The organism is Pseudomonas sp. CFBP 8772 (assembly GCF_014841665.1).
GTDB lineage: Bacteria > Pseudomonadota > Gammaproteobacteria > Pseudomonadales > Pseudomonadaceae > Aquipseudomonas > Aquipseudomonas graminis_B.
On record NZ_JACYUI010000001.1, the window covers coordinates 715,453 to 741,470 of the forward strand.

The 26,018-nt window shown below is 54.1% G+C and carries 15 protein-coding genes and 6 pseudogenes; 15 read left to right on the plus strand and 6 right to left on the minus strand.

The genetic code is table 11. The annotated features are described in order from the left end of the window. Nucleotides 1–259: 259 nt before the first annotated feature. From IFT99_RS03105 to IFT99_RS26215, 6 genes and pseudogenes are all read right to left on the minus strand, one after another. A complete protein-coding gene (locus tag IFT99_RS03105; RefSeq protein WP_206758794.1) occupies nucleotides 260–433 on the minus strand; it encodes a hypothetical protein in 174 nt (57 codons plus the stop codon). Between the two features lie 91 nt (nucleotides 434–524). Next, entirely contained in the window at nucleotides 525–1,448 is a 924-nt protein-coding gene (locus tag IFT99_RS03110; RefSeq protein WP_192130394.1) for a hypothetical protein, read from the minus strand. A 214-nt stretch (nucleotides 1,449–1,662) separates the two neighbouring features. After that, entirely contained in the window at nucleotides 1,663–1,938 is a 276-nt protein-coding gene (locus IFT99_RS26625) for a DUF6966 domain-containing protein (RefSeq protein ID WP_446731111.1), read from the minus strand. A gap of 55 nt (nucleotides 1,939–1,993) precedes the next feature. Then, complete coding sequence (locus tag IFT99_RS03115) at nucleotides 1,994–2,395, minus strand: hypothetical protein (RefSeq protein WP_197985825.1); 402 nt, start codon at nucleotides 2,393–2,395, stop codon at nucleotides 1,994–1,996. 197 nt (nucleotides 2,396–2,592) lie between these two features. Continuing rightward, a pseudogene (locus IFT99_RS26630) lies at nucleotides 2,593–2,688 on the minus strand (hypothetical protein); the annotation flags it as partial. 76 nt (nucleotides 2,689–2,764) lie between these two features. Continuing rightward, a pseudogene (locus IFT99_RS26215) lies at nucleotides 2,765–3,027 on the minus strand (hypothetical protein); the annotation flags it as partial. A gap of 911 nt (nucleotides 3,028–3,938) precedes the next feature. Between IFT99_RS26215 and IFT99_RS03130 the strand changes: the two are divergent. The 15 genes and pseudogenes from IFT99_RS03130 (at nucleotide 3,939) to IFT99_RS03205 (ending at nucleotide 25,912) form a co-directional block, all read left to right on the plus strand. Next, nucleotides 3,939–4,949, plus strand: coding sequence for a hypothetical protein (locus tag IFT99_RS03130; protein WP_192130396.1), 1,011 nt, complete (start codon nucleotides 3,939–3,941; stop codon nucleotides 4,947–4,949). Then, entirely contained in the window at nucleotides 4,946–5,677 is a 732-nt protein-coding gene (locus tag IFT99_RS03135; protein ID WP_192130397.1) for a hypothetical protein, read from the plus strand. Before IFT99_RS03130 ends, IFT99_RS03135 begins: the two co-directional genes overlap by 4 nt. Nucleotides 5,678–5,747: 70 nt before the next feature. Continuing rightward, the gene (gene tssI / locus IFT99_RS03140; RefSeq protein ID WP_192130398.1) at nucleotides 5,748–7,595 is read left to right on the plus strand and encodes a type VI secretion system tip protein TssI/VgrG; all 1,848 of its coding nucleotides are present in this window, start codon (nucleotides 5,748–5,750) and stop codon (nucleotides 7,593–7,595) included. A gap of 32 nt (nucleotides 7,596–7,627) precedes the next feature. Next, entirely contained in the window at nucleotides 7,628–8,197 is a 570-nt protein-coding gene (locus IFT99_RS03145) for a hypothetical protein (protein WP_244656871.1), read from the plus strand. A gap of 35 nt (nucleotides 8,198–8,232) precedes the next feature. Further along, entirely contained in the window at nucleotides 8,233–8,700 is a 468-nt protein-coding gene (locus IFT99_RS03150) for a DcrB-related protein (protein ID WP_133770207.1), read from the plus strand. A gap of 2 nt (nucleotides 8,701–8,702) precedes the next feature. After that, nucleotides 8,703–12,938, plus strand: a complete 4,236-nt coding sequence (locus IFT99_RS03155; protein WP_192130400.1) for an RHS repeat-associated core domain-containing protein — start codon at nucleotides 8,703–8,705, stop codon at nucleotides 12,936–12,938. 14 nt (nucleotides 12,939–12,952) lie between these two features. Then, nucleotides 12,953–13,360 (plus strand): NTF2 fold immunity protein, encoded by a 408-nt coding sequence (locus IFT99_RS03160; RefSeq protein WP_192130401.1) that lies wholly within the window; start codon nucleotides 12,953–12,955, stop codon nucleotides 13,358–13,360. 136 nt (nucleotides 13,361–13,496) lie between these two features. Then, nucleotides 13,497–16,204, plus strand: a pseudogene (locus IFT99_RS03165) (RHS repeat-associated core domain-containing protein); the annotation flags it as partial. A gap of 419 nt (nucleotides 16,205–16,623) precedes the next feature. Next, on the plus strand, nucleotides 16,624–17,067 hold the full coding sequence (locus tag IFT99_RS03170) for an Imm26 family immunity protein (protein WP_141695175.1): 444 nt from the start codon (nucleotides 16,624–16,626) through the stop codon (nucleotides 17,065–17,067). Between the two features lie 112 nt (nucleotides 17,068–17,179). Continuing rightward, nucleotides 17,180–20,995: pseudogene (locus tag IFT99_RS03175) on the plus strand (RHS repeat-associated core domain-containing protein); the annotation flags it as partial. Nucleotides 20,996–21,011: 16 nt separating this feature from the next. Next, on the plus strand, nucleotides 21,012–21,356 hold the full coding sequence (locus IFT99_RS03180; RefSeq protein ID WP_192130404.1) for a hypothetical protein: 345 nt from the start codon (nucleotides 21,012–21,014) through the stop codon (nucleotides 21,354–21,356). Between the two features lie 117 nt (nucleotides 21,357–21,473). Then, nucleotides 21,474–21,993: pseudogene (locus IFT99_RS03185) on the plus strand (type IV secretion protein Rhs); the annotation flags it as partial. Nucleotides 21,994–22,018: 25 nt separating this feature from the next. Next, nucleotides 22,019–22,618 (plus strand): hypothetical protein, encoded by a 600-nt coding sequence (locus IFT99_RS03190; protein WP_192130405.1) that lies wholly within the window; start codon nucleotides 22,019–22,021, stop codon nucleotides 22,616–22,618. 300 nt (nucleotides 22,619–22,918) lie between these two features. Beyond that, nucleotides 22,919–25,220 (plus strand): annotated as a pseudogene (locus tag IFT99_RS26220) (RHS repeat-associated core domain-containing protein); the annotation flags it as partial. 419 nt (nucleotides 25,221–25,639) lie between these two features. Next, entirely contained in the window at nucleotides 25,640–25,912 is a 273-nt protein-coding gene (locus IFT99_RS03205) for a hypothetical protein (protein WP_192130407.1), read from the plus strand. Nucleotides 25,913–26,018 lie beyond the last annotated feature (106 nt).

The following is a 26,018-nucleotide window of genomic DNA, read 5'->3' on the forward strand; positions in this document are numbered from 1 at the left end:
TGGTTAAGCGACGGAGCCAGCACGATGTTGATTGACGTCATTCACTAGGAATTTGTTTCGGCAGGACAGGGCGCGAGGCCAGTTGCGTAGCAGAAGGGGTTTATGTGATTCACCTCATCTATCGATGGGCATGGGTCAAAGGCGCCGTTTCGACTTACCGGAGCAACCTTTATATGGAGGACGGCGACACATACACAACCTACCGTGTGAGCCTTGAACAAGTCGAAACCCGACCGCCCTTGCCGAGCGGTCGGTGAGCTTATTTCAATAAGGCGATCACTGCGCAGGCAAGCATGATCAACAGCGCCGGCCACTGCATCGGTATGAAAAAGAAGTGGTGGCGAACACCATCGGGGTGAAGCTCGCGATTCAACACAAAGCCCAGGACAACGTTGATGGCTGAACCAATACCCAACCCCATCAAGAGTTGCATGAGTGATGTATTTCCGGCCATAACCACATCATTAACATCAACATCGCTAATGGTGTGAACAACGTCATCCAGCCTGCGCCGCGATAGATCATCATCGGACGTTCATCTCAAAAACATTAGCGGCTGGCTTGCGTGCCTGCTCTTCAACCGCCAATACGACATCGAGCGTGCTGAGGAACAGGTCATGGCTCAGGATGCCGGTGGCGATGGTTGACAATACGGGCTTGCCGTTCTCGTCCTTGATCACTACGTTTTCGGTCCAGGCGTTGAGGTCTACCGTGCGCAGTGACGACACCGGCATTCTGTTGCCTTGGTACTCGAAGAAGTCCCGGCTCAGAAGAATTGGCGCCGTGGTCACTTTAAGGAAGTTGCCCGTTACTCGCTTGCCCCAGACCTGCTTTGAACTGATGCAGTTGAAGGTGACCGACTGGCCCGCCTCCAGCGCTTCCGCCACTGCCGGCAGCCGCGCCCGTACGTGTAAGGCTCGGACCAGCTCCTGAAATGCCTGGAAGTCTTTCAACGTATCGATAACCCGATGGAAGGGCTCTGAGGCATTACGACGATAGGCCAGGTTTGTGATCAGACCGGTCAATACAGTTTGCCCGGAGCTGAACAGGTACAGGTCCTCTATCTCGGCAAACGCCGTGTAGACGCGCTGGTCTTTAGTGATCCGCACGATGCCATTCCCATAAACTTCGTAATGGGTATTACGCAGCTTCTTCTGCCAAGCGGTGGTAGCCAATAGGCACAGCCCGATAATGACCAACAAGCCTATGGTGAAACTAAACACTACGTGTTTGCCTGTGAAATTGAGGGTCATGCCGCGGGACGTGTGAAGCGTGACCGGGCCGTTATGGCCCATCGGCACAATCGTGCTCAGATAAAAGACGAACGCGGCGAGGCCCAAAAACACAACGGCCAATATCAGGCCGAAAATCAAAAAGGCCTTGCCCTGGCGGAACGTTGCGATTAGCTCACCGATGTCGGAAGAAGTGTGGGAGTTGTTTGGTTGCATGAGTGTTTGCGTCCTTGTCTTTGAATGGGTGCGCGGCCTTAGGCGCGGGGCAGGGTAGGTGGTGCTTTTTCTAGAGAGTGGAGCGGTGTAGCTGGATTCATGGCATACCCGGCGTGATTACTGTCAACGCTCCCTGTGCCCGTACTGCTTTTTTGAGCTGCCCCCAACCTTGCCGCTGGGCGGCGGATGCGACAGCGATGGGGTATAGGGATCGCTAGTGTTGCATGCAGAGCTCATATAACCGGGTGCGTAATTCGGCAAACTCATTGTTCTCGTCGATCAAGGGCTGGTCGTCATAGTACAAAACGATGTCAGTCAGGGACCCCATTCCTCCATACAATCCGATTATCTGTGAGAGGGCGAAGTCGTAGCCGTGGGGTAGATCTGCTCGATACTGATCGAGACGCTCAGCCCATTCGTATTTATTCCCGGCGCGTAGTAACGCGGACATGCGGATCATCGTCGCGCTTATCGAAATGCTCTTTGTCATCCCAGAGGCCCTGAGCCGATTACGCGAGCTCAACTCAACTACCGGGGATTACAGGCTACGTTTCCCGGCAAGTCCCTGGTCCGAAGGTGATTTGAGTAATAGGCTCGGCCTGGCTGCTGGAGTAGCTGTAAGTGATCTTGTTTCCCAGCTCTAGCATAAGCAAATAGGCAGTCTGGCTGCACAGCGCCTTCTGGATCTGTTGAGTCAGGTAACTCTCGTAGTACACCCGTTCACCTGGGCGATTTGCATAAACAGAAAGCGTGATCTTGTAGAGCACGGTGTGATCGGCATAGCTGATATTGTCGATGCGGGTCATAGGGTCGAGCATGATGGGAAGCTGTTTCTGTTGCTCGGCAATCACGGCTTCAAGTGCTTGCTCACTGTCCTGAGCGTAGGTCGGTGTTATGCAGCAGAAGGCTATCGCTGAGGCAATCAAGCATCGGATTAAGCGGCTCAAAATAACGTTCCTTGTTGTCGTTTACACGATTGGTGATTCAGGTGTAAATCTTTCTGCATGGAGGTCTGTATTGTGAATCAAGCACCGGATGACTCGTGGCTCATAACGGCGATTACTGTGAACCATTCCGCGTGCCGTTGACTTACTTACCTCGATCCTACTCAGCTTTAGTCATCTCCTCACCATACCGAAGAGCGTCATTGAAAAAGACGGTTCTCGTGCGGAACGGGCTCGCGGCTGTCCTGCTCTCCATAGAACCGCACAAATACCTGCTGGGAAGCGTGGTCCCATCGGTAAGTGACGTCCTAGAATGGGTAATCTACGTAAACATCTTCCTTTGCAAATCGTTCCCCCTTAGTGATGCCCATTGAGGTTGATCGACGCCCCCCTGAGGGGGAGGTCGCTCTGCATGGTCGGGTAGGTGAGGGCCATTGCATGCCGAACGTGATCGATACGGGCTCCACCCATGTAGCCGTAAGCCTGGCTGCCGCTGCTGACTCGGCGGCTCATACCGTCCCAACCGTCGTTCGCGCTCTGCAAGGCGCTGCTGACGCCTTGGTTGAGGGATTGAATTGGTCGTCGAGGTTTCGCTCGATGTCGTCCCAGCTTGGCACGTTGGCTAATAGGTCCATTTGCACATCGCAGTCCATGAGGGGGAAGCGCTGTACAGCGTCCCCATTAGCGTGTCTGATGCGGCTGACCGTTATGGCTAGCAAGTCGCCAGCAGTAGACGTCAAGTCCGCTATCGACCGCTAACGTATGATTTAATTTCCGGCGATGCGCATTTTTCTCAGGTTTTTTACACTCAGCAATGATGGCAGAGCACCGTCTCTCAACCAGCTGATGCCTATAGCCCCCGGCCAGCGCCTGTGATTACGGGCACTTCAACACATTTGCCCGCCCTTTGAGAAATTTCAAACGGGATCCACCATGATACGCGACGCTCCGCAAAATCGATTCACCGGGTTGACAGCGGGATGCGCATAAGTGTCTCCTTTGCCGCTGTGAAACATGTGTAATGATTCTGAGAATGTGATGTCGTTCGCGATTTACTGTGCCTGGTGGCACTTTCGCATTGCGGCGCGGTGGCAGTGTCCAGCAATAGAATGCTTACCCGGAATCAGATGGCGTTGCTAACCGCTTGTGCACTTAAGCGCGGACGCAACCGTCGATTTCGAGACTGTTGTTTTAAAGAAGCGTCTGTAGCTCGGGTCCTACGTGATTGTAGGAATGACCCCACGGCCGATGGCGAACCCGCCCGGTGGCGCGTCATCAACCCGTTAGCGACGATGCAACAAGGGCTCCGGCCCCCTTGTCGGCTCGTAACCTGTTGTTGCTGAGCATGGCGGTAGCGTTCTACCCCTGCTTGTAAGGAGATTTTGATAATGATGGATCTTGCAACCCTACAACCGCCCCGGAACAGGCCTCCGTTAAGAGCGGCATGCGTAGCCAGAACGCATCGAAAAGGCAGTACGGGAGGATCACGACGGCGTGTAACGCCGGTTTTTTTGTTTCCGATCGAGCCGCCGGTGAGGAATCACGCATGAGCAATTTCCTGACGCCTCCAACGTCAGCCACTCTGCGATGCGACCGCAGGCAGCCTGGGTTGCTTGGAGGCGGCCAGCAAGGGTTCGCAGGCGAAACGGCAATGAGTTTTTACATGCGTCCCCCCAATCTCGCCGGCCAGTACGCAGTGGAAGCTTATACCGCCGCCTTACTACTGGTAAGCCAGCTTTCATCGCCCGATGAAGATATAAGTTCCGAAGAAGCCGAGACCTCTGCTCTTTTGCTCAGAGAATTGTTGAATGAACTGGAGAGTGCGAAGGATGTCTCGGTTGACGCACTCCGAGCCTTGCAAAAAACAGCTCAGGAAATCCCAACCATCGGGCCGTTGATGTTTTCTCCTGGGAATATTCCAGGAACAATTGCAAGTGCCTCTGGACTTGTAATGGCGGCAGCAAAGACGAAGAAATTATCAGATGTGCTTGACCTCACCTCAGCTCAGCGCACGAAACTTCGCAGGTGGGCGAACCGTAAGGGCGGTCCCAAGCTGAATGAAGCTGGCAAAGTTCTAAAGGGTCGTATAAAGGTAATTCGCAAGGCCGGGCAGTTGGTATTAGAGATACCACTCACCCTTGACTCCAAGGACTATAAGATTTTTGGGGAGATCGGTAAATCAAAGGTGAGTATTCCTGCGGGCGCCGCGCGTAGTAGCCTCAACAAAAGTCTTCATCTACATGGTGATGCTGCAAGAGGACCGCTAAAGCTCGCTACGAGCGGTACTGTTGGGTTCGCGCTAGCGGTCGGGCCGCAAGCGTATCTCGACTGGACTAGTTCTACTACCAAGCAAGAGTTCTATAAAAAGTCAGCGCAAAGTCAGCCCACTAATGTAGTTTCATTTGTGGCAGGTGCCATTGTCACGACTCTGTTAGGGTTCGCGGGTGCGCCTCTTGTGGTAGTAATAGCTGTCGGGTGGGGTGTCGGTCTCTATGCCCAGTATGCAATGTCAAAATATGGCTGGGATAAAGAAGCTGAGGATTACTTTCTAAAATGAGTACCATATTCAATCCCGATGCGCGCACTGTTAAGCAAATTTCGGCAACCTTTTTTATCGTCGTCGCTTTGCTTTTTATCATTGGAGTATATCGTTTTGCTGTAGATGGTTGGGTTTACGGACTGCTGTCCATGGCTTTTTTAGCTTATGCGTTGTACCTGAGATGTTGGTGTGAGAGTTATACGGCATTCGCACTAAGCTATTTTACGCTTATGATTTTTCTGCTGGCACTCGCACCGGCGTGGGTGAGTTATACGGTGGTTACGGATGACTTGGGTCGCTCCTACATTGAAGGAGGCATCGTCGCCTTGTTGTTGTTTGGTTTCATCGAAATGCTGTACGTTGTAATTTACGTAACCCCCGCTAGGCAGTTTCCATTCGACGTGGTTGGCAACAAGGTCACGTCGGCTGCGTCCAATTCCTCCAGTTTAAAAGGTGGGGTGATTGCAGGTCTTGGAACTGTGGTCGCAGGTGCAGTGATAAAATCATTCACCCCATTCACTACAAGCATCCTGATCATTTTGATCTTCTTATTTGCAAGCGTCGCGATGCTGATCCACGCTCGCGACCGGATCAGAGGAATGCGCACGCTCCGCATCCGAGAAAAGACAATGCCCACGCCTTACACATTCATGCAAATTGACGAGATTCGCCAAGCGCGTAGTCGCTGGTGGATCAGCAGATTTTTCAAGTGGGTAGGGTCCCGGCGCAAGTCCCCGAGTGTTTGATTGACGCTGATTCTGGCGCGCAGGTTTAACCCCTGATCGCGTGTTAACGGTTTAAGGAGTAGTTGAAACGATGGACCTCTCGTCACTGTTTACTGCACAGAACAGGCGCCTGTTCAAGCTGACCATGGCCCTCAAGGGTGGCCAGGAGTTGCTGCTGGAGTCCTTTGCTGGGAGCGAAGGGCTGTCGATGGATTTCGGCTTCCAGCTCGAACTCATTTCCGACGACGCCAGTGTCAAACTCAAGTCGGCGATTGGCCAGGCTGCCACCATCGAGATCGAGCTTGCCACGGGCGGCAGCCGATATATAAATGGTCACGTATTGAGCTTTGGCAACAACGGCAGTGATGGGGGGATGTCGCGATATTCTGCGTACGTGGGATCGTGGCTGAGCCTGATTGCGCAACGCTACGATTCGCAGATCTATCAGGACCAGACAGTAGAGCAGGTAATCCGAAAGGTCTTCAGTCGCTATGAGGGGCTGGCGAAATACGAGTTCCGCGTCAGTCGCACGCTCAAGCCCCATAGCTACATTACTCAATATCGCGAGAGCGACAGTCACTTCGTCATGCGGCTGCTTGAGCAAGAAGGGCTGTTCTTCTACTTTGAGCATACCGCTGACAGCCATACCCTCATCATCATGGACGATTCCGGTTCTCTGACGCCGCTCCCCGAACAGCCGCAAGTGCGCTTCCATACCGCTTCAGTCACGGAAACATCTGACTCTGTAACCGAATGGAGCTCTGCCCGCGAGTTCCAGGCTGCGAAGATCTCAGTGCAGACCTTTGACTACCGCCAACCGGGAAATCGTATTCCCGTCACCATGAGCAGTCTCAATCAGCAAGGCGATGTTCCTTCGTACGAAATCTTCGATTACATGGGGCAGTACACCCATGGCACGCATGAAGACGGTGAACTGCTTGTGCGCAATCGCATTGAAGCGCTGGAGCTCAAGGGCAAAACATTCGTGGGCACCAGTAACTGTCGCGCGATGCGACCTGGGTTCACCTTCGAGTTGACCCAACATTACGAACACGATGCGGGGTCAGCAGAGGACAGACAGTTCCTCCTGATGAGCATTAATCACCGTGGCAGCAATAATTACACCACGGGTGGTCAGGCTGGGTATGCCAATAAGTTTTGGTGCGGACGGAAAAAGATCAAGTTCCGACCGCAGATGGAGCTACTCAAACCTGCGATTTCCGGCCCTCAAACCGCCATCATCGTCGGCCCGCCCGGCGAAGAGATCTACACCGACGAGCTTGGCCGAGTTAAGGTGCAATTCCACTGGGACCGCTACGGTCAATTCGATGACAAAAGCTCCTGCTGGGTCCGCGTTGCGCAGTCCGGCGCCAGTGGCGGCTTCGGCAGCATTCAGATTCCGCGTGTGGGCGATGAAGTCGTAGTGGTTTTCCTGGACGGCAACCCCGACCGCCCGCTGATCATGGGCAGCGTCTATAACAGCAAGAACACCCCGCCATGGTCGTTGCCGGCGAACAAGACGCAGAGTGGTTTTCTGACGCGCTCGACCAAGGGCCATGGCGGTACGGCGAACTTCTTCCGTTTCGAGGACAAGTCCGGCGCGGAACAGATCATCATGCACGCCGAACGCAACATGGACACTGAGATCGAGCTGGATGAGACCCATAAAGTAGGTGGCAATCGCGAGATCGCCGTCAATGGCACTCACACAGAAGTGATCAAGAAAGACACGGTGATGAATGTTCAGGAAGGCTCGTTGACGATTCAGGTCGACAAGCAATTCGTTCAGATCAGTGCGCAAACGCACATCATCCTTCAGGTGGGATCCAGCAGCATCAAGATCACAGATGGGCGTATCGAGATCACCAGCGATTCGGTCGATATTTTCGGAAAGAACGACACCTTCGTTCACGGCAAACGGGTCGATATCAACAAATGAGAAACTCGTCGTTTCCAGGCACCCGTACCAGCATGTACGACCGCATTTCGGAGAAGCGCCTGGCAGCCGAGGCGCTTGCTCGCGAGGAAGCCGAGCAGGCTGCAGCTGTGGCGGCCATTGCGATCACACATGAGCCCGCGCCTGTGTTGCCGCTGCAACCCTCACGCAATGAGGTGAAGATTGCCGGGCTGGCCCTGTTGATGCCACAACTCCTGGCATTTCGGGATCTCGACATGACGCTTGAGCGGGAAGGCCACCCGGTCACGTTCAGCGCGAAACGTCGGCCTGCGCCGGAGGGTTTGACGCTGGAGCGATCTACCGAGCTCTACGTTGACAATCTGCGTAAGCACCACAGCGACGTCACTGTCGTCCGCCAGAATGATTGCCTGTTGGCGGGTAGCCCCGCAGTGTCACTGGACTACGCGTTCAAGGTAGGCCAGGAACGTCGGCACGGTCGAGCAACCAGCGCAATCATTGCGCCCGCCAATGGTAACGAGCGTCAGTGGTTCAGCGTGTCGACGGTGATCAATCCCGACCAACCCGCATTTGCCAACTGGCTGATCGAGTTCGACGAAATGCTGGGCAGCATCGCCGCCTGCTGAAATCTTTTTCTTATTACTTATGGAACACGCCTCCAATGGACTATCAGCTTCAGGAAGGATCGATCGTATTGCCGGAAGGCTTTCAGGACCGCACGGTAAACATGTTCGTGCTTGGCACTACGATTCCCGCGCCGCTGAACGTCACCGTCTCCCGTGACAACATGCTCCCTGCGGAAGACCTGAATACCTACATCGATCGTCAGATCAAACTGATTGCTTCAAAACTGCGCGGCTACACCTCTCTGGGAAAGAAGCCCGCCACGTTGTCGGCGCAACAGCCGTTGGCCGGTATCCAGATCGATGGGTACTACATGGATGGCGGTCGACCTTATTACCAGCGTCAGGCCGGATTTGAAATTCAGCCAGGTAGGATTCTGGTGTTTTCCACCACCAGCCAGACAGATTTCAGCGCCGCACAAACTGAAAGCTGGCTGCAACTGCTCGCCAGTTTCCAACCCCGCCAGACCCAGGATTCCCCTGCTGAAAACGCCGAGCAGGAATAACCATGTTCGAAGCCGCTCGATGGAACGACGAAATTGAACACACCGGCGCACTGGCCGGGTTTCTGGCAGGCGCGGTCGTCGGTTTGGCGATTGCCGCTTATGCCGCCACCATGGTGTGCTCGGGAGGCACCGCTGCTTTCCTGATGCCCATCGCACTGGGGCTTCTCGCAAGCGCGCTGCCTGCCTTGGGGGAATATTTCGGCAAGATGTTCAGCTCGCCGGCCGGGGAGATTCAGCTCCCCGGCTGCTCGACCGATGTGTTCGTCAACAACCGCAATGCCGCGCATGTGGAACTCAGCCTCGGCCGGTGCGAAAAACATCCGGCGCCGGTGCAGGTCGCCGAGGGCTCATCCAACGTCTTCATCAACAGCGTGGCGGCTGCGCGAAAGGATGACAGGCTGACCTGTGGTGCACGGATTTCAGGCGGCTCGGACGATGTGTTCATCGGCGGCGGCACGGTTCAATACCTTCACATCGACGACGAAATTCCGGGTTGGCTTCGCGTCGTTGTCGACGTGCTGATGATCGTGGCGTCGATGGGTAAAGCGTTGGTTTCAGTCGCCAAGCTAGGGCTGACGCAAGGGTTGAAGGCCGCAGGGCCGTGCGCACTGCGCTTCGGCGCTACCGTTGCCGCCAGCTACCTCACGGGCACCTACATCATTGGCCCGGCAGTCGGGAAAGTCCTGGGCGGGATGATCGGCAATCCCGTTGATCTCACAACAGGCCGCAAACTGTTGCTGGATTCAGGCGAGACCGATTTCGTGCTGCCCGGCCTGATGCCGATTGAGTGGTCCCGCTTTTACGCCAGCGACCTGACCGTCGACAGCGTGTTGGGTCAGGGCTGGGTCTTGCCCTGGGAGCAGAGCCTGCGCCGCAGCGGAAGCTTCGTTTACCTTACCGACAACCAGGGCCGCAGCTTGCCCTTTGTCGATGTCGAACCCGGCGAGCGCATCTACAACCCCTACGAGCAGATTCATCTGGTCCGCACCCAAGGCGGGCACTACCTGCTGCAAACCCTGGACAACGTCTTTTTCTACTTCGGCGAAGTGCCGGACGACAACACCTCCGTGCCCTTGCAGCGTCTGGAAAATGCCCTTGGTCATTACCTGCATTTCACCCGCACGGTCGACGGCACGCTCACCGACATCAGCGCGCCGGGCGGCGTGCGGATTCACCTGCATTACGACAACCCGCTGGGTCGCCTGAGCGACGTCAAACGCATCGTCGACAACGTGGCCGTGGAAACCCTCGTCCAGTACCGCTACGACGACAACGGTCAGCTCATCGAAGTGATCAATCGCAATGGCGATTGCATGCGCCGGTTCAGCTACGCCGAAGGCGTGATGGTCAGCCACAGCAACGCATTGGGTTTGAGCTGCAATTACCGCTGGGAAACCATCGATGGCCAGCCCCGGGTGGTCGAGCACTGGACCAGTGATGGCGAACACTTTCATTTTCGCTACGACTTCAAGAACAGAACGTCCTGGGCCGTCGACGTCCTCGGCCGCGAGCTCGAAGTGCAGTACAACGAGGACAAACGGGTCATTGCCAGCCGCGACTTTGGCGGCGAACGTTACGGCATCGATCTGGATGAAGCGGGCAACACGACCGGCATCAGCTTGCCGGACGGGAATCGTCTGACGTTCAAGTACGACGATTTTTCGCGCCTGATCGAAGAGACTGACCCGCTAGGTCGAAGCATCACCTACAGCTACCACCTCAGTACCACCTTGATCACCGAAACCGCCTTTCCGGACGGCAGCGTCTGGAAAGCCCGGTATGACGACAAGGGCAACCTGATCGCTGAAATCGACCCGCTGGGCCACAAGACTGAATACCTCAACAGCGAAGAGGGTCTGCCGCACACCATCATCGATGCGACCTACAAGTCGAAATACCTGTGGTGGAATGGCTTGGCGCAGGTCGAGCGGTTTCAGGACTGCTCGGGCAAAAGCACGTTTTATAGTTATGACGATCGGTCTCATCTGATCGCTGTCACTGATGCGCTGAATCAGACCACACGACTTGAGCGCAAACCCGATGGCGAAGTGGTACGCATCGAGCACCCTGATGGAACGTCCGAATCGTTTACCTACAACGCCCTCGGCCAGGTGCTGACGCACACCGATGGCAAGGGCCAGACCACACGCTTGCTCCGTACGGCGCGCGGTCTGCCAAGCAGCCGGCAGGACGCGAAGGGTCAGCGGATTCGCTACGAGTACGACAAAGCGATACGGCTGACGGCACTGGTCAACGAAAACAACGCGGCTTATGAGTTTGCTTACGACGCGTCTGATCGGCTGATCGAAGAGAAACGCATCGACAACCTGACACGTCGATTCACCTACAACGTGGGTGGGCATCTGACGCGGTTGGATGAAATCGGCTACGGCGACAGGGCGGAGCGGCCGCAGCGCAGCACGGAGTTTGAACGGGATGTGATTGGCCGCTTGCTGGCCAAGGTCAATCAGGATGCGCGTCAGGATTACGGTTATGACGAAGGTGATCGGCTGCTATCGATTACGCGATCGCCTACCTCGGTTGGTAAGAAACTTGGCATCGGCGAAGAGAAACTGGAATTTGCCTACGACATACTGGGCCGATTGATTAAGGAGACCACACCGCAAGGTGCGCTGGCCTACGAATACGATCCGCTTAGCAACCTAACCACGCTGACGTTGCCGACGGGTCAGCACCTGAATCATCTGTATTACGGAAGCGGGCATCTCCATCAACTGAACCTCGACGGTCTGCTCATCAGCGACATGGAGCGCGACGATCTGCATCGCGAGGTCTATCGGTCTCAAGGCAAACTTACGAGCTGCTTTGGTTACGATGCGATGGGCCGCAAGAGCTGGCAGTTTGCTTCGACTATCCCGGCTGAAAAGCTGTCGCAGATCCAGAATCCGGGGATCAACACTTCGTTGCTGGTGAGCCATGCATACAACCCGATTCATCGGCGTTATGAGTACGACCCTGCGGGAGAGCTTACCCGTACGCTGGACAAACTGCGCGGTGAGATCAAGTACGAATATGAAGCCAACGGCCAACTGCACAGCCGTGACACCGGTCGCTTGGTGGATAGCGAAGAATTCAGGTACGACGCTGCGGCCAACCGTCTGAACTTCAACACCAGCCAGTTTGATCAGGTGAAAGACAACCGCATCAAGCAATGGCGCGATCAGGAATATACCTATGACGCCTGGGGCAACCTGATTGAAAAACGGTCGGGTTTGAGCAAGCTGCAGACGTTTACATACGACTGTGAAAACCGGCTGGTGCGTGCTGAGACGATGGTCAACAGCCAGGTGCACAGCGTTGGCACGTATCGGTATGACAGCCTGGGCCGTCGAGTCGGGAAGACGTCTGAGATTGAAGGGCAAACCGAGCACAAGCAGTTCCTCTGGCAAGGCCTGCGGATGCTGCGCGAGGAAACCCCGGCGCAGAGTAGCCTCTATATTTACGAGCCGGGCAGCTACGCGCCGCTAGCACGAGTCGATCAAGCCGAAGGTGAGCCAGAGCAGAAGCTTTACTACTTCCACACCGACCAGATAGGTACACCGCTTGAGATGACGGATGTCGATGGCCAGATCGTTTGGCAGGCGACTTACAAGGCTTGGGGTGAAGTCGAATCGTTGGCCGTGAGTGAAATTGAGCAGAATCTGCGGTTTCAGGGTCAGTACTTTGACGAAGAAACGGGGCTGCACTACAACACGTTTCGATACTACGATCCTGAGGTTGGGCGGTTTCTAACCCAAGATCCGATTGGTCTGTCGGGTGGCGAGAATCTTTATGCCTATGCTCCCAACACCAATGGTTGGGTGGATCCGCTCGGTTGGTGTGTAACCCCAACGGTGACGAGAGGGGCAGCAGGCCAGCCAATTCGTGCGACGGCGACTATCACATCGAAAGATTTGAGGACAGGTACGCCTACAAATGCAACATCCCGGGCCTGGGCAAGGATGCTTGGAAAGTCGGACGACGACGCAGGTCATATAATCGGAAAATTGTTAGGTGGATCAGGCGGGAAAGATGGTGTGTTTCCACAGCTTGCCAATATTAACAGGGGTCAGTTTAGGGAGTTCGAGAAAGCACTTGCGAATTACGTAAAAGACAATGGCTCTGTTGATGTAGATATTGTATTCAAGTACGCTGCCAACTCAACCCGGCCTGATCGCATTATTTATAATGTGTTGCAGAACGGCGAGCGAGTCATGAAGGGGCGCTTCTTCAATTAAACTGGATAGATAGCATGGCGAACAGTGCGAAAGACCGATTAATATGCTTTATGGCTGAAATGAACGAGTGGGAGACAGAGTTTTGCGCAGCTCAAGATGCAGCTGATGAAGAGGATCTGGATATCATTCCTATAAAAGAAGATTATAAGAAGAAGCTAGAAGCCATCTTGGATGAGTATTCATTGAGTCATGGCTCAAATAGAGACCGTTTAATCGATCTCGGCGCTACAGTGCCAGCTACTTATCAGCCTACGGATGATCACATAGAAGCCGACCCAACTGATGCCATATTCATGGTGCAGCAATCTAATGGATTTAGAAGTAAGTTCCGATTTTTCATGGTTGAACGTGACGGTACCTGGTTCATTGACCGGAAGGAGCGAGCGGAGGGGAAAGATAAATGGGTGAGGTCAAGCTTGTGAAACCAAGTTTGTTCTTTTGAAATTGCTGCTATGTATTCAAGACTCAAGCTATTAAAGCTCAATAGCTTGATTTCTACGCTTAAGACTCATCAATGATGAGGCTTAAGCACCCTATCACTGGGTCCATTCCGCGCGCACGCTCTTCGACATTAACGCCCGGGCGGCGTGCGGATTCACCTGCATTACGACAACCCGCTTGGTCGCCTGAGCGACGTCAAACGCATCGTCGACAACCTGGCCGTCGAAACCCTCGTCCAGTACCGCTACGACGACAACGGTCAGCTCATCGAAGTGATCAATCGCAATGGCGATTGCATGCGCCGGTTCAGCTACGCCGACGGCGTGATGGCCAGTCACAGCAACGCATTGGGCCTGAGCTGCAACTACCGCTGGGAAACCATCGACGGCCAGCCGCGGGTCGTCGAGCACTGGACCAGCGATGGCGAACACTTTCATTTTCGCTACGACTTCAAGAACAGAACGTCCTGGGCGGTCGACGTCCTCGGGCGCGAACTCGAAGTGCGCTACAACGAGGACAAACGGGTCATCGCCAGCCGGGACTTCGGCGGCGAGCGCTACGGCATCGATCTGGATGAAGCGGGCAATACGACCGGCATCAGTCTGCCGGACGGGAATCGCCTGACATTCAAGTACGATGACTTCTCGCGCCTGATCGAAGAGACCGACCCGCTCGGTCGAAGCATCACCTACAGCTACCACCTCAGTACCACCTTGATCACCGAAACGGCCTTCCCGGACGGCAGCGTCTGGAAAGCCCGGTACGACGACAAAGGCAACCTGATCGCTGAAGTCGATCCACTCGGCCACAAGACCGAGTACCTCAACAGCGAAGATGGTCTGCCGCACACCATTATTGACGCGACCTACAAGTCGAAATACCTGTGGTGGAATGGCTTGGCGCAGGTCGAGCGGTTTCAGGATTGCTCTGGAAAAAGTACGTTCTACACCTACGATGATCGCGCCCATTTGATCGCTGTCACTGATGCGCTGAATCAGACCACACGCCTTGAGCGCAAACCCGACGGCGAAGTGGTGCGCATCGAGCATCCGGATGGCACAGCCGAGTCGTTTACCTACAACGCCCTCGGCCAAGTGCTATTGCACACCGACGGCAAGGGCCAGACTACAAGGCTGTTGCGCACTGCACGCGGGCTCCCTTCTAGCCGACAGGATGCGAAGGGCCAGCGCATTCGCTACGAGTACGACAAAGCGATTCGGCTGACGGCACTGGTCAACGAAAACAACGCGGCTTATGAGTTTGCTTACGATGCTTCGGATCGACTGATCGAAGAAAAGCGCATCGACAATCTGACGCGCAGATTCAACTACAACCTGGGCGGGCATCTGACGCGAGTTGATGAAATCGGCTACGGCGAACGGGCAGAGCGGCCGCAACGCAGCACTGAATTCGAGCGTGATGTGATTGGCCGCCTGCTGGCCAAGGTCACTCAGGATGCGCGGCAGGATTATGGTTACGACGAAGGCGATCGGCTGCTGTCGATTGCGCGATTGCCTACCTCGGTTGGTAAGAAACTTGGCATCGGCGAGGAAAAGCTGGAGTTTGAGTACGACGTACTTGGCCGCCTGATCAAAGAGACCACACCGCAAGGCGCGCTCTCTTACGAATACGATCCGCTAAGCAACCTGACCACGTTGACATTGCCCACGGGCCAGCACCTGAATCACTTGTATTACGGCAGTGGCCACCTGCACCAACTCAACCTTGATGGAATGCTCATCAGCGACATGGAGCGCGATGACCTCCATCGCGAGGTTTACCGATCTCAGGGCAAGCTCACCAGTTGCTTCGGCTATGACCCGATGGGTCGCAAGAGTTGGCAGTTTGCCTCGGCGTTGCCTGCGGACAAGTTGTCGCAGATCCAGAACCCGGGTATCAACACCTCGTTGCTGGTGGATCATGCATACAACCCGATTCATCGGCGCTATGAATACGACCCGGCGGGAGAGCTAGTTCGGACGCTGGACAAACTGCGCGGTGAGATCAAGTACGAATATGAAGCGAATGGCCAACTGCATAGTCGAGACACCGGCCGCTTGGTAGATAGCGAAGAATTCAGGTACGACGCTGCGGCCAACCGTATGAACTTCAACACCAGCCAGTTCGATCAGGTAAAGGACAACCGCATCAAGCAATGGCGCGACCAGGAATATGCCTACGACGCCTGGGGCAACCTCATTGAAAAGCGGGTAGGGCTGGGCAAGCTTCAGACGTTTACGTATGACTGCGAAAACCGGCTGGTGCGTGCTGAGACGATGGTCAACAGCCAGGTGCACAGCGTTGGCACGTATCGGTATGACAGCCTGGGCCGTCGAGTCGGGAAGACGTCTGAGATTGAAGGGCAAACCGAGCACAAGCAATTCCTCTGGCAAGGCCTGCGGATGCTGCGCGAGGAAACCCCGGCGCAGAGTAGCCTCTATATTTACGAACCTGGAAGCTACGCGCCGCTAGCACGGGTCGACCAGAGTGAAGGTGAGGATCAGCGAAAGCTTTACTACTTCCACACCGACCAGATAGGCACACCGCTTGAGATGACGGATGTCGATGGTCAGATCGTTTGGCAAGCGACGTACAAGGCGTGGGGTGAGATCGAGTCGCTGGCGGTGAGCGAGGTTAAGCAGAATCTGCGGTTCCAGGGTCAGTACTCCGACGACGAAACAGGGCTGCACTACAACACGTTTAGATACTACGATCCGGAAATTGGACGGTTCCTGACTCAGGATCCAGTTGGCATTGCAGGTGGCTGGAATCTTTATCAGTATGCAAGCAATACGATTGGATGGGTCGATCCGTTGGGCCTTACTCCTTGTATGGGGACACCATCACAGCGTAGTGCAGGCGGTACTGGTGCGAAGTACGATCCTGTCAAAGGGCAAGGGCTTTATGTGCTTGCTGATAATGGTGTAATAAAATACGTTGGTCGCGGTGATGCCGCATCTCGTTTGGGTGTACATGCGGTGACAGATGGTAAGGCTCATTTGGAGCAATATGTTATTTTTAATAATAATTTGACAAAGGCAGAGGCTAAATTTCTTGAGCAAAAAATCATGGACCTCAACGGCGGGGCTAAGTCTACTAACGCAGTAACAAATCTACTTAATAAAATTAGGTCCTATAGCCCGACTAACCCAAATTCAGGAACGTATGATGTCGCAGGGCATAGCTCCGGCTGGGGCAGTAACGTGCTATCTGATGCATTGATAAAAATGAAGGGGCTGGGATTGTGAGTTCTAAACAGAAAGTGAATAGTGGTGATTATTTCACCATACCAATGACTGACGGGCGACAAGCCGTCTGCCAGGCGATATGGATAGGAAAAGATAGTTCAGGGCAAACGTTTAAAAAAGTATTTGCGTTTTGCGTTTTGTCTGTAGGCGACGAAAAAGGTATTCCTGATGAAGTAAGTTACTTAAGCTTTCAAAACCACAGGGGTACGTTTGAGGTGATTTTTACTGCCGTAGATAAACTTCTTTCTGGGGAGTGGCCTGTGATTGGAAGAGGCCCGATAAAAGATGAGAAAATGGTGAATTTTGAGTTCAATATGGCCGGGGATCTGTATCTTTGTGGTGAGCCGGTGAGAGTGCTGGCGATTGATGAGTATAAAGATTACTTGTCTATGGCTATTTCTGGGTATGTCTTGGTTGAGAGATATTTAAATCAGCACTAGTAGTCGAAGGGTCGAGAGGCTGATTATAAAGTAAGGTACGTAAAGCTCGGTTTTACCGAGGTTATTAGGCAAGAATAAATACTCGTCATACCACGATGGCATGCTGGGCCGCGGTGCCAGGATTTCAGGCGGCTCGGGCGATGTGTTCATCGGGGGCGGCACGGTTCAATACCTGCACATCGACGATGAAATTCCGGGTTGGCCTCGCGTCGTGGTCGACGTGCTGATGATCGTCGCATCGATGGGTAAAGCGCTGGTATCAGTCGCCAAGCTGGGGCTGACGCAAGGGTTGAAGGCCGCAGGGCCGTGCGCACTGCGCTTCGGCGCTACCGTTGCCGCCAGCTACCTCACGGGCACCTACATCATTGGCCCGGCAGTCGGGAAAGTCCTGGGTGGGATGATCGGCAATCCCGTCGATCTCACGACCGGCCGCAAACTGTTGCTGGACTCGGGCGAAACCGATTTCGTGCTGCCCGGCCTGATGCCGATTGAATGGTCCCGCTTCTATGCCAGCGACCTGACCGTCGACAGCGTATTGGGCCAGGGCTGGGTCTTGCCCTGGGAGCAAAGCCTGCGCCGCAGCGGAAGCTTTGTGTACCTCACCGACAACCAGGGCCGTAGCGTGCCCTTTGTCGATATTGAGCCCGGCGAACGCATCTACAACCCCTACGAGCAGATCCATCTGGTACGCACCCAAGGCGGCCACTATCTGCTGCAAACCTTGGACAACGTCTTTTTCTACTTCGGCGAAGTGCCGGACGACAACACCTCCGTGCCCTTGCAGCGTCTGGAAAATGCGCTCGGGCATTACCTGCATTTCACCCGCACGGTCGAAGGAACGCTCACCGACATCAGCGCGCCCGGCGGCGTGCGGATCCCCCTGCATTACGACAACCCGCTTGGGCGCCTGAGCGACGTCAAACGCATCGTCGACAACCTGGCCGTGGAAACCCTCGTCCAGTACCGCTACGACGACAACGGTCAGCTCATCGAGGTGATCAATCGCAATGGCGATTGCATGCGCCGGTTCAGCTACGCCGAAGGCGTGATGGTCAGCCACAGCAACGCACTGGGCCTGAGCTGTAACTACCGTTGGGAAACTATCGACGGCCAGCCGCGCGTGGTTGAACACTGGACCAGTGACGGCGAACACTTTCATTTCCGTTACGACTTTCAAAATCGTATTTCTTGGGCCGTCGACGTCCTCGGCCGCGAGCTGGAAGTGCAATACAACGAGGACAAACGGGTCATCGCCAGTCGGGACTTTGGCGGCGAACGTTACGGCATCGATCTGGATGATGCGGGCAACACGACCGGCATCAGCTTGCCGGACGGGAATCGTCTGACGTTCAAGTACGATGATTTCTCCCGTCTGATCGAAGAGACCGACCCGCTCGGTCGAAGCATCACTTACACCTATCACCTCAGTACTACTTTGATCACGGAAACCGCCTTTCCGGACGGCAGCGTCTGGAAAGCCCGTTATGACGACAAGGGCAATCTGATCGCTGAAATTGATCCGCTGGGCCAGAAGACCGAGTACCTCAACAGCGAAGATGGCCTGCCGCACACCATTATTGACGCGACCTACAAGTCGAAATACCTGTGGTGGAATGGCTTGGCGCAGGTTGAGCGGTTTCAGGATTGTTCGGGCAAAAGCACCTTCTACACCTACGATGATCGATCTCATCTGATTGCCGTCACCGATGCGTTGAATCAGACGACACGGCTAGAGCGCAAACCCGACGGAGAAGTGGTGCGCATCGAGCACCCGGATGGAACGTCCGAATCATTTACCTACAACGCATTGGGTCAGGTGCTCACGCACACCGATGGCAAGGGCCAGACCACAAGGCTGTTGCGTACGGCACGAGGTCTGCCAAGCAGCCGGCAAGACGCCAAAGGTCAGCGCATTCGCTATGAGTATGATAAAGCGATTCGGCTGACTGCACTGGTCAACGAAAACAATGCGGCTTATGAGTTTGCCTACGATGCGTCTGATCGCCTGATCGAAGAGAAACGCATCGATAACCTGACCCGCAGATTCAACTACAACCTGGGTGGGCATCTGACGCGGGTTGATGAAATCGGCTACGGGGACAGGGCAGAGCGACCGCAACGCAGCACGGAATTTGAGCGTGATGTGATTGGTCGGTTGCTGGCGAAGGTCAACCAGGATGCTCGGCAGGATTACGGGTATGACGAGAGCGATCGGCTGCTGTCGATAGCGCGATTACCTACAGCGATTGGTAAAAAGCTCGGCATCGGCGAAGAAAAGCTGGAGTTTGCCTACGACATACTGGGCCGCCTGACCAAAGAGACCACAGCGCAAGGTGCGCTTGCCTACGAGTACGATCCGCTCAGCAACCTGACCACGCTGACATTGCCGACTGGCCAGCACCTGAATCACCTGTACTACGGCAGTGGCCACCTGCATCAGCTTAACCTTGATGGGATGCTCATCAGCGACATGGAGCGCGATGACCTGCATCGCGAGGTGTATCGGTCCCAAGGCAAGCTGACCAGTTGCTTTGGCTATGACGCGATGGGCCGCAAGAGCTGGCAGTTCGCATCAACCATTCCGGCTGAAAAGCTGTCGCAGATCCAGAACCCAGGCATCAACACCTCGTTGCTGGTCGATCATGCGTACAACCCGATTCATCGACGGTATGAGTACGATCCAGCGGGAGAACTGACCCGCACGCTCGACAAACTGCGTGGCGAGATTAAGTACGAGTATGAAGCCAACGGGCAGCTGCACAGTCGCGACACCGGTCGCTTGGTTGATAGCGAAGAGTTCCGCTACGACGCTGCCGCCAACCGCCTGAACTTCAACACCAGCCAGTTTGATCAGGTCAAAGACAACCACATCAAGCGATGGCGCGATCAGGAATATACCTATGACGCGTGGGGCAACCTGATTGAAAAGCGGGCAGGGCTGGGCAAGCTTCAGACGTTTACGTATGACTGCGAAAACCGGCTGGTGCGTGCTGAGACGATGGTCAACAGCCAGGTGCACAGCGTTGGCACGTATCGGTATGACAGCCTGGGCCGTCGAGTCGGGAAGACGTCTGAGATTGAAGGGCAAACCGAGCACAAGCAATTCCTCTGGCAAGGCCTGCGGATGCTGCGCGAGGAAACCCCGGCGCAGAGTAGCCTCTATATTTACGAACCTGGTAGCTACGCGCCACTTGCCCGGGTTGACCAGAGCGAAGGTGAAGACGGGCGAAAGCTTTACTACTTCCACACCGACCAGATCGGTACGCCGCTTGAGATGACGGATTTCGATGGCCAGATCGTTTGGCAGGCGACGTACAAGTCATGGGGTGAGATCGAGTCGCTTACCGTAAACGAAGTCGAGCAGAACCTACGTTTCCAAGGTCAATACTTCGACGATGAGACCGGGCTGCATTACAACACTTTCAGGTACTACGATCCGGAGGTGGGTCGGTTTGTAACGCAGGACCCGATTGGGCTGCTGGGCGGAAATAATCTTTATAAATACGCGTCAAATCCATTGGTCTGGCTAGATCCGCTGGGCCTTGCAAGTGTCAACAACCCAGGTGTTTATGACGTTCTTGCAGAATCCCGGTTGCCCGCCGATATGTATCGGATGAGTGATGGGAAGCACTTTCAGGAAGCTAATCGGCAGCTGTATTACAGAATGAAAAACGAGCCGCAGTTGAAGGCCACACTAGAAACCAGGTATCCCGGTATTAGTGAAGCAGTGTCACCGGGTAAGCGCGGTGCTTTTCCAAGAAAGGCGCCGACTGGTCCTGGGTGGGAGACAACGTGGCATCACCATGAAAAAGTCGGCGGTCTATTACAATTGGTGGATGGCCCAGACCATAACTCTAGACATTTGGACTATCATCCTAAAGGTCATGGAGGAAGGAAAACGTGGGGCGGTGGCTCAAGTTGCAGGTAAATAACGGAGCAAGTAAATGAGATCATATAATTCGCTAGGTCAAATGATTGCCGATCTCCCCAACTTGGATTCGGGGGAATGGATATATGCGAACACAGAATCTTGGGGGAGAGAGCCTGAGGATACCAAGTTCTATTACATCCCATGGGATTATCTTCAAAGTCTAGATGATGACCAGATATATTTAGATGATGAGGATATGGAGATGCCGCTGCAGGTCGAGGGCTTTGGTTTGCGCAGCTGGATGCTAGTGAGCTCCCTCTCCTATATATTGGCTAATAAAGTAGCGGGAGGGCATGACACTGGTTGGTTCGTTGATGAAATAAATTATTATCGGGAGAACGACACGTTCAGGACATAGGTCGGCTTCGGAGGCACCTCATTAGGGCTGCGGCTATTTCATGAATGGTGAAAACGATTGATCGGAATAGCGCATTCGAACGTACTGCGACAATCCGCTATGAGGTTAAATTTACCCGTCAATGCTCTCGTGCGATACCTCTATGAGACAGCAGCCAACTCACCGAAGTGGTCAATCAAAACCGCGACTCAATACGCCGTTTCGGTTACGTCGAAGGCAAAATAATCAGGCACAGTAATGCCTTGAGTTTGAACTATCCTCGTTGCGACTTCGCGCAGCGGACCTCTTGAGATGTCGAAGCGCTGGCCCCTAAACTGGAGGTGCATTACAAAGAGGACCGTCCTGTCATAGCCAGCCGCGATTATGGCGGCGATCGCTACGCCATGGACCTGGACCTGACCGGCATCACGCTACCCGATGGCAATAAGCTCGCGTTCAAGTACGACGACTTCTCCCGCCTGATCGAAGAGACCGATCCGCTGGGCCGCAAGATCCGCTATAAACACCACCTCGGTACGAGGTTGGTGACCGAAGCGAGTTATCCTGACGGCAGCGTCTGGAAAGCCCGCTACGACGACAAGGCAACCTGCTAGCTGAAGTCGATGCACTCGGCCACAAAACCGAGTACCTCAACAGCTAGTGTTTTGAAGTATCGGTGATTTATGAACAAAGAAGAGCGGGTTTATTTCGAAAGCGAACTTTTGGCAAGCCTTAAAAGCCTCAAGTGGCCTGGATTGACGCTTACGGCTGTGAAAAAGGGATTGAAAATTCGGCTTGGCAAAGAGTTAGTTGCTCAGTTTGACTTTCAATATTTGGTTAAGGCTCAAGCGTATACTCTAATTGGTCGTGTCTTCGGCGGGCCAATTTTCGAGTGCTGTTCAAAGATTATTCCTCCTTATAAAAGTAATTTGGGAAGCGATGCTTGTTTTTCGTTTACAACGTCTGGACGGCAGGACAAAAAGTTCAGCACAAACGTGTATGGAACCATCAGTGCTCCAAAAGTTGAGGAGGTCGGGGCGGTGTGCACACATATTCGGTGCGCGCTTGAAAACCACTATCTTCCCTTGGTTGCAGGATGCATATTGCCTAGTCAGCGCACCATTGAGGATGTGTTGGCATCTCCTACAGACTACGCATACCCCGCACTTTTTATTCGATGTGCGATTGCTCTCAAGCCAGAAATTATCAGCAAGGAAGAGCTCAAAGAAGTTAAATCCAATAAGAAAATTATAAAAAATAAGGATTTTGATCTAGGGCTTTGAAGTGTCTTGGAAGATTTAAATGCTGGGTAAAAACTTGGGTCTCGGTATTGGCGCTTGATAATACTTCAGCTCTAGTTTGCTAAAGGCTTGTTTGAATTATTTAACGGTCTAGGTTGACAGTGACTGGAGAGTTGTTCCAACCACTGTCTTGGCCGCTGACTAAAACCTCAAAAACCTTAGGCTTGCAGATAGGGTTCAGTTGGCCTCTATGCGTACCCAAACGACTAATACAAAACGGTTAGCGGGACCGCACTGGTCAACTAAAATAACGCTGCTTACTAAGACGAGTACCGCTTTGCCATCGCCAGCCGCGATTACGGCGGTGAGCGCTACGCCATGGACCTGGACGAATTCAGTAACCTGACCGGCATTACGCTACCCGATGGCAATAAGCTGGCGTTCAAGTACGACGACTTCTCTCGCCTGATCGAAGAGACCGATCCGCTGGGCCGCAAGATCCGCTACAAACACCACCTTGGTACGAGGTTGGTGACCGAAGCGACTTATCCTGATGGCAGCGTCTGGAAAGCCCGATACGACGATAAAGGCAACCTGATCGCCGAAGTCGATGCACTCGGCCACAAAACCGAGTACCTCAACAGCGACGATGGCCTGCCGCACACCATCATCGATGCCACGCACAAATCCAAATACCTGTGGTGGAACGAGCTCGCGCAGGTCGAGCGCTTTCAGGATTGCTCGGGCAAAAACACCTTCTACACCTACGATGATCGGTCTCATCTGGTCGCCGTCACCGACGCTTTGAATCAGACGACAAGACTTGAGCGCAAGCCTGACGGCGAAGTTGTACGCATCGAGCACCCGGACGGCACCGCTGAGTCGTTTACCTACAACGCTCTTGGCCAGATACTGACGCACACCGACGGCAAGGGCCAGATTACGCGTCTGCTTCGCACGGCGCGCGGACTGCCTGCCAGCCGTCAGGACGCCAAGGGCCAGCGCATCAGCTACGAGTACGACAAGGCGATTCGTCTGACCGCACTGGTCAACGAAAACAATGCTGCGTACCGATTTGCCTACGATGCATCGGATCGGCTGATCGAAGAGAAACGCATCGATAACCTGACGCGGCGGTTCAGCTACAACTTGGGCGGACATCTGACGCGGGTTGATGAAGTCGGCTACGGCGAACGGGCAGAGCGGCCGCAACGCAGTACGGAGTTTAAGCGTGATGTGATTGGACGGTTGCTGGCGAAGGTCAATCAGGATGCGCGGCAGGATTACATCTACGATGACGCGGATCGTTTGCTCAGCATCCATCGCCTGCCTTCAAGCATCGGCAAAAAGCTGGGCGTTGCAGAAGAGAAACTCGACTTCAGCTATGACCTGTTAGGTCGTTTGATCAAAGAGACCACGCCGCAAGGGGCGCTGGCCTACGAATACGATCCGCTCAGCAACGTGACCACGCTGACGTTGCCGACAGGCCAACACCTCAATCATCTGTACTAAGGCAGCGGCCACCTGCACCAGCTCAACCTTGATGGAATGCTGATCAGCGACATGGAGCGAGATGACCTGCATCGCGAGGTCTATCGATCACAGGGCAAGCTGACCAGCTGTTTTGGTTATGACGCCATGGGCCGCAAGTCATGGCAGTTCGCATCAACCATTCCGGCTGAAAAGCTGTCGCAGATCCAGAACCCGGGGATCAACACCTCGTTGCTGGTGGATCATGCTTATAACCCTATTCACCGGCTTTATGAATACGACTCGGCGGGTGAACTAGTCCGCACGCTGGACAAACTGCGCGGTGAGATCAAGTACGAATACGAACCGAACGGCCAATTGCACAGCCGTAACACTGGCAAACTCGTCGATAGCGAAGAGTTCCGGTATGACGCTGCAGCCAACCGGCTGAACTTCAACACCAGCCAATTCGATCAGGTCAAAGACAACCGCATCAAGCAATGGCGTGATCAGGAATATACCTACGACGCGTGGGGCAATCTGATTGAAAAACGTGTAGGGCTGGGCAAGCTGCAGACCTTTACCTACGACTGCGAAAACCGGCTTGTGCGTGCGGAAACGATGGTCAACAGCCAGGTGCACAGCGTTGGCTCGTACCCGGTACGACAGTCTGGGTCGCCGGATTGGCAAGACGTCCGAGATCGAGGGGCGAACAGAGCACAAGCAGTTCCTCTGGCAAGGCCTGCGTATGCTGCGTGAGGAAACGCCTGGGCGTAGCAGCCTCTACATTTACGAGCCTGGTAGCTACGCGCCGCTAGCCCGGGTTGACCAAAGCGAAGCCGAGGCAGCGCAGAAGCTTTACTACTTCCACACCGATCAGATCGGCACGCCGCTTGAGTTGACGGACGTCGACGGCCAGATCGTTTGGCAGGCGACGTACAAGGCGTGGGGCGAAGTTGAATCGTTGGCGGTCAGCGAGGTCGAGCAGAATCTGCGGTTTCAGGGTCAATACTTCGACGACGAGACCGGGCTGCATTACAACACTTTCAGGTACTACGATCCGGAGGTGGGTCGGTTCATAACGCAGGATCCGATTGGGCTGGCGGGGGGGCGTAATCTATATGGTTATAGCGTTAATCCAGTCGTATGGGGGGACCCGCTGGGCTTAAGCTGTGAAGGTTTGAGTGGTAAGTACACTCCTACCGAAAAAGCAAACTTACCGAGCTGGGTGGCGGAGTCTTTTACGGACGGTAAGTATCAAACGGTAGTTACTACTAAAGATATTTATGTGTACCGCGTGTATGGTGGTAACGCTAAGTCGGGAGGGGCATTCGTTTCTACTTCCCCCGCATCTTCGAGGATTCAAGCAAAAATCGACAATGCGTTATTGCCCGAGTGGAAAAACACTCGTGAATTTGAAGCAATGATACTGATACCAAAGGGTACCACTCTTAATATTGGCTCGGTTGCTCCTCAAATGACTAAATCTGGCACGATTTTCAAAGGTGGTGCAGATCAGATTCTGATGCCGCAAAATTGGCCCAGCTCTTGGATCGTGGGTGTTAGAGATGTTGGCTCTTTGTGAGGCCTTTCATGAGTAAAGATGAACTAGCTGCGCTGATTGTGGAAATAATTGAGGAACTAAAAAATATCGAATCCTTTCGTTGTGAGACTTCGTTGGGATCGATAATTGTAAGTTACGAAAAAAATCTCGATTCTTTAATGCATGGAAAAAGTCTAACCGATTTGATAGGGGGTTCTCCGCGTGCGTATCTTGAGATTTACAGCGACTATGAAAATCCAGTGCTGGGAAAAATGGATCTGGCGCAAAAGGAATTGCAGAAAATTATTGGTAAGAAGCCCTAAGCTCGGTTCGCTAGGTGGAGTGGAAGCGTGAACGGGGTCGAGTGTCACATAAAGCGAAACCCTCGCACGTTAGGTTGACGCTCGATAATTGTAATAAATCCTCCTC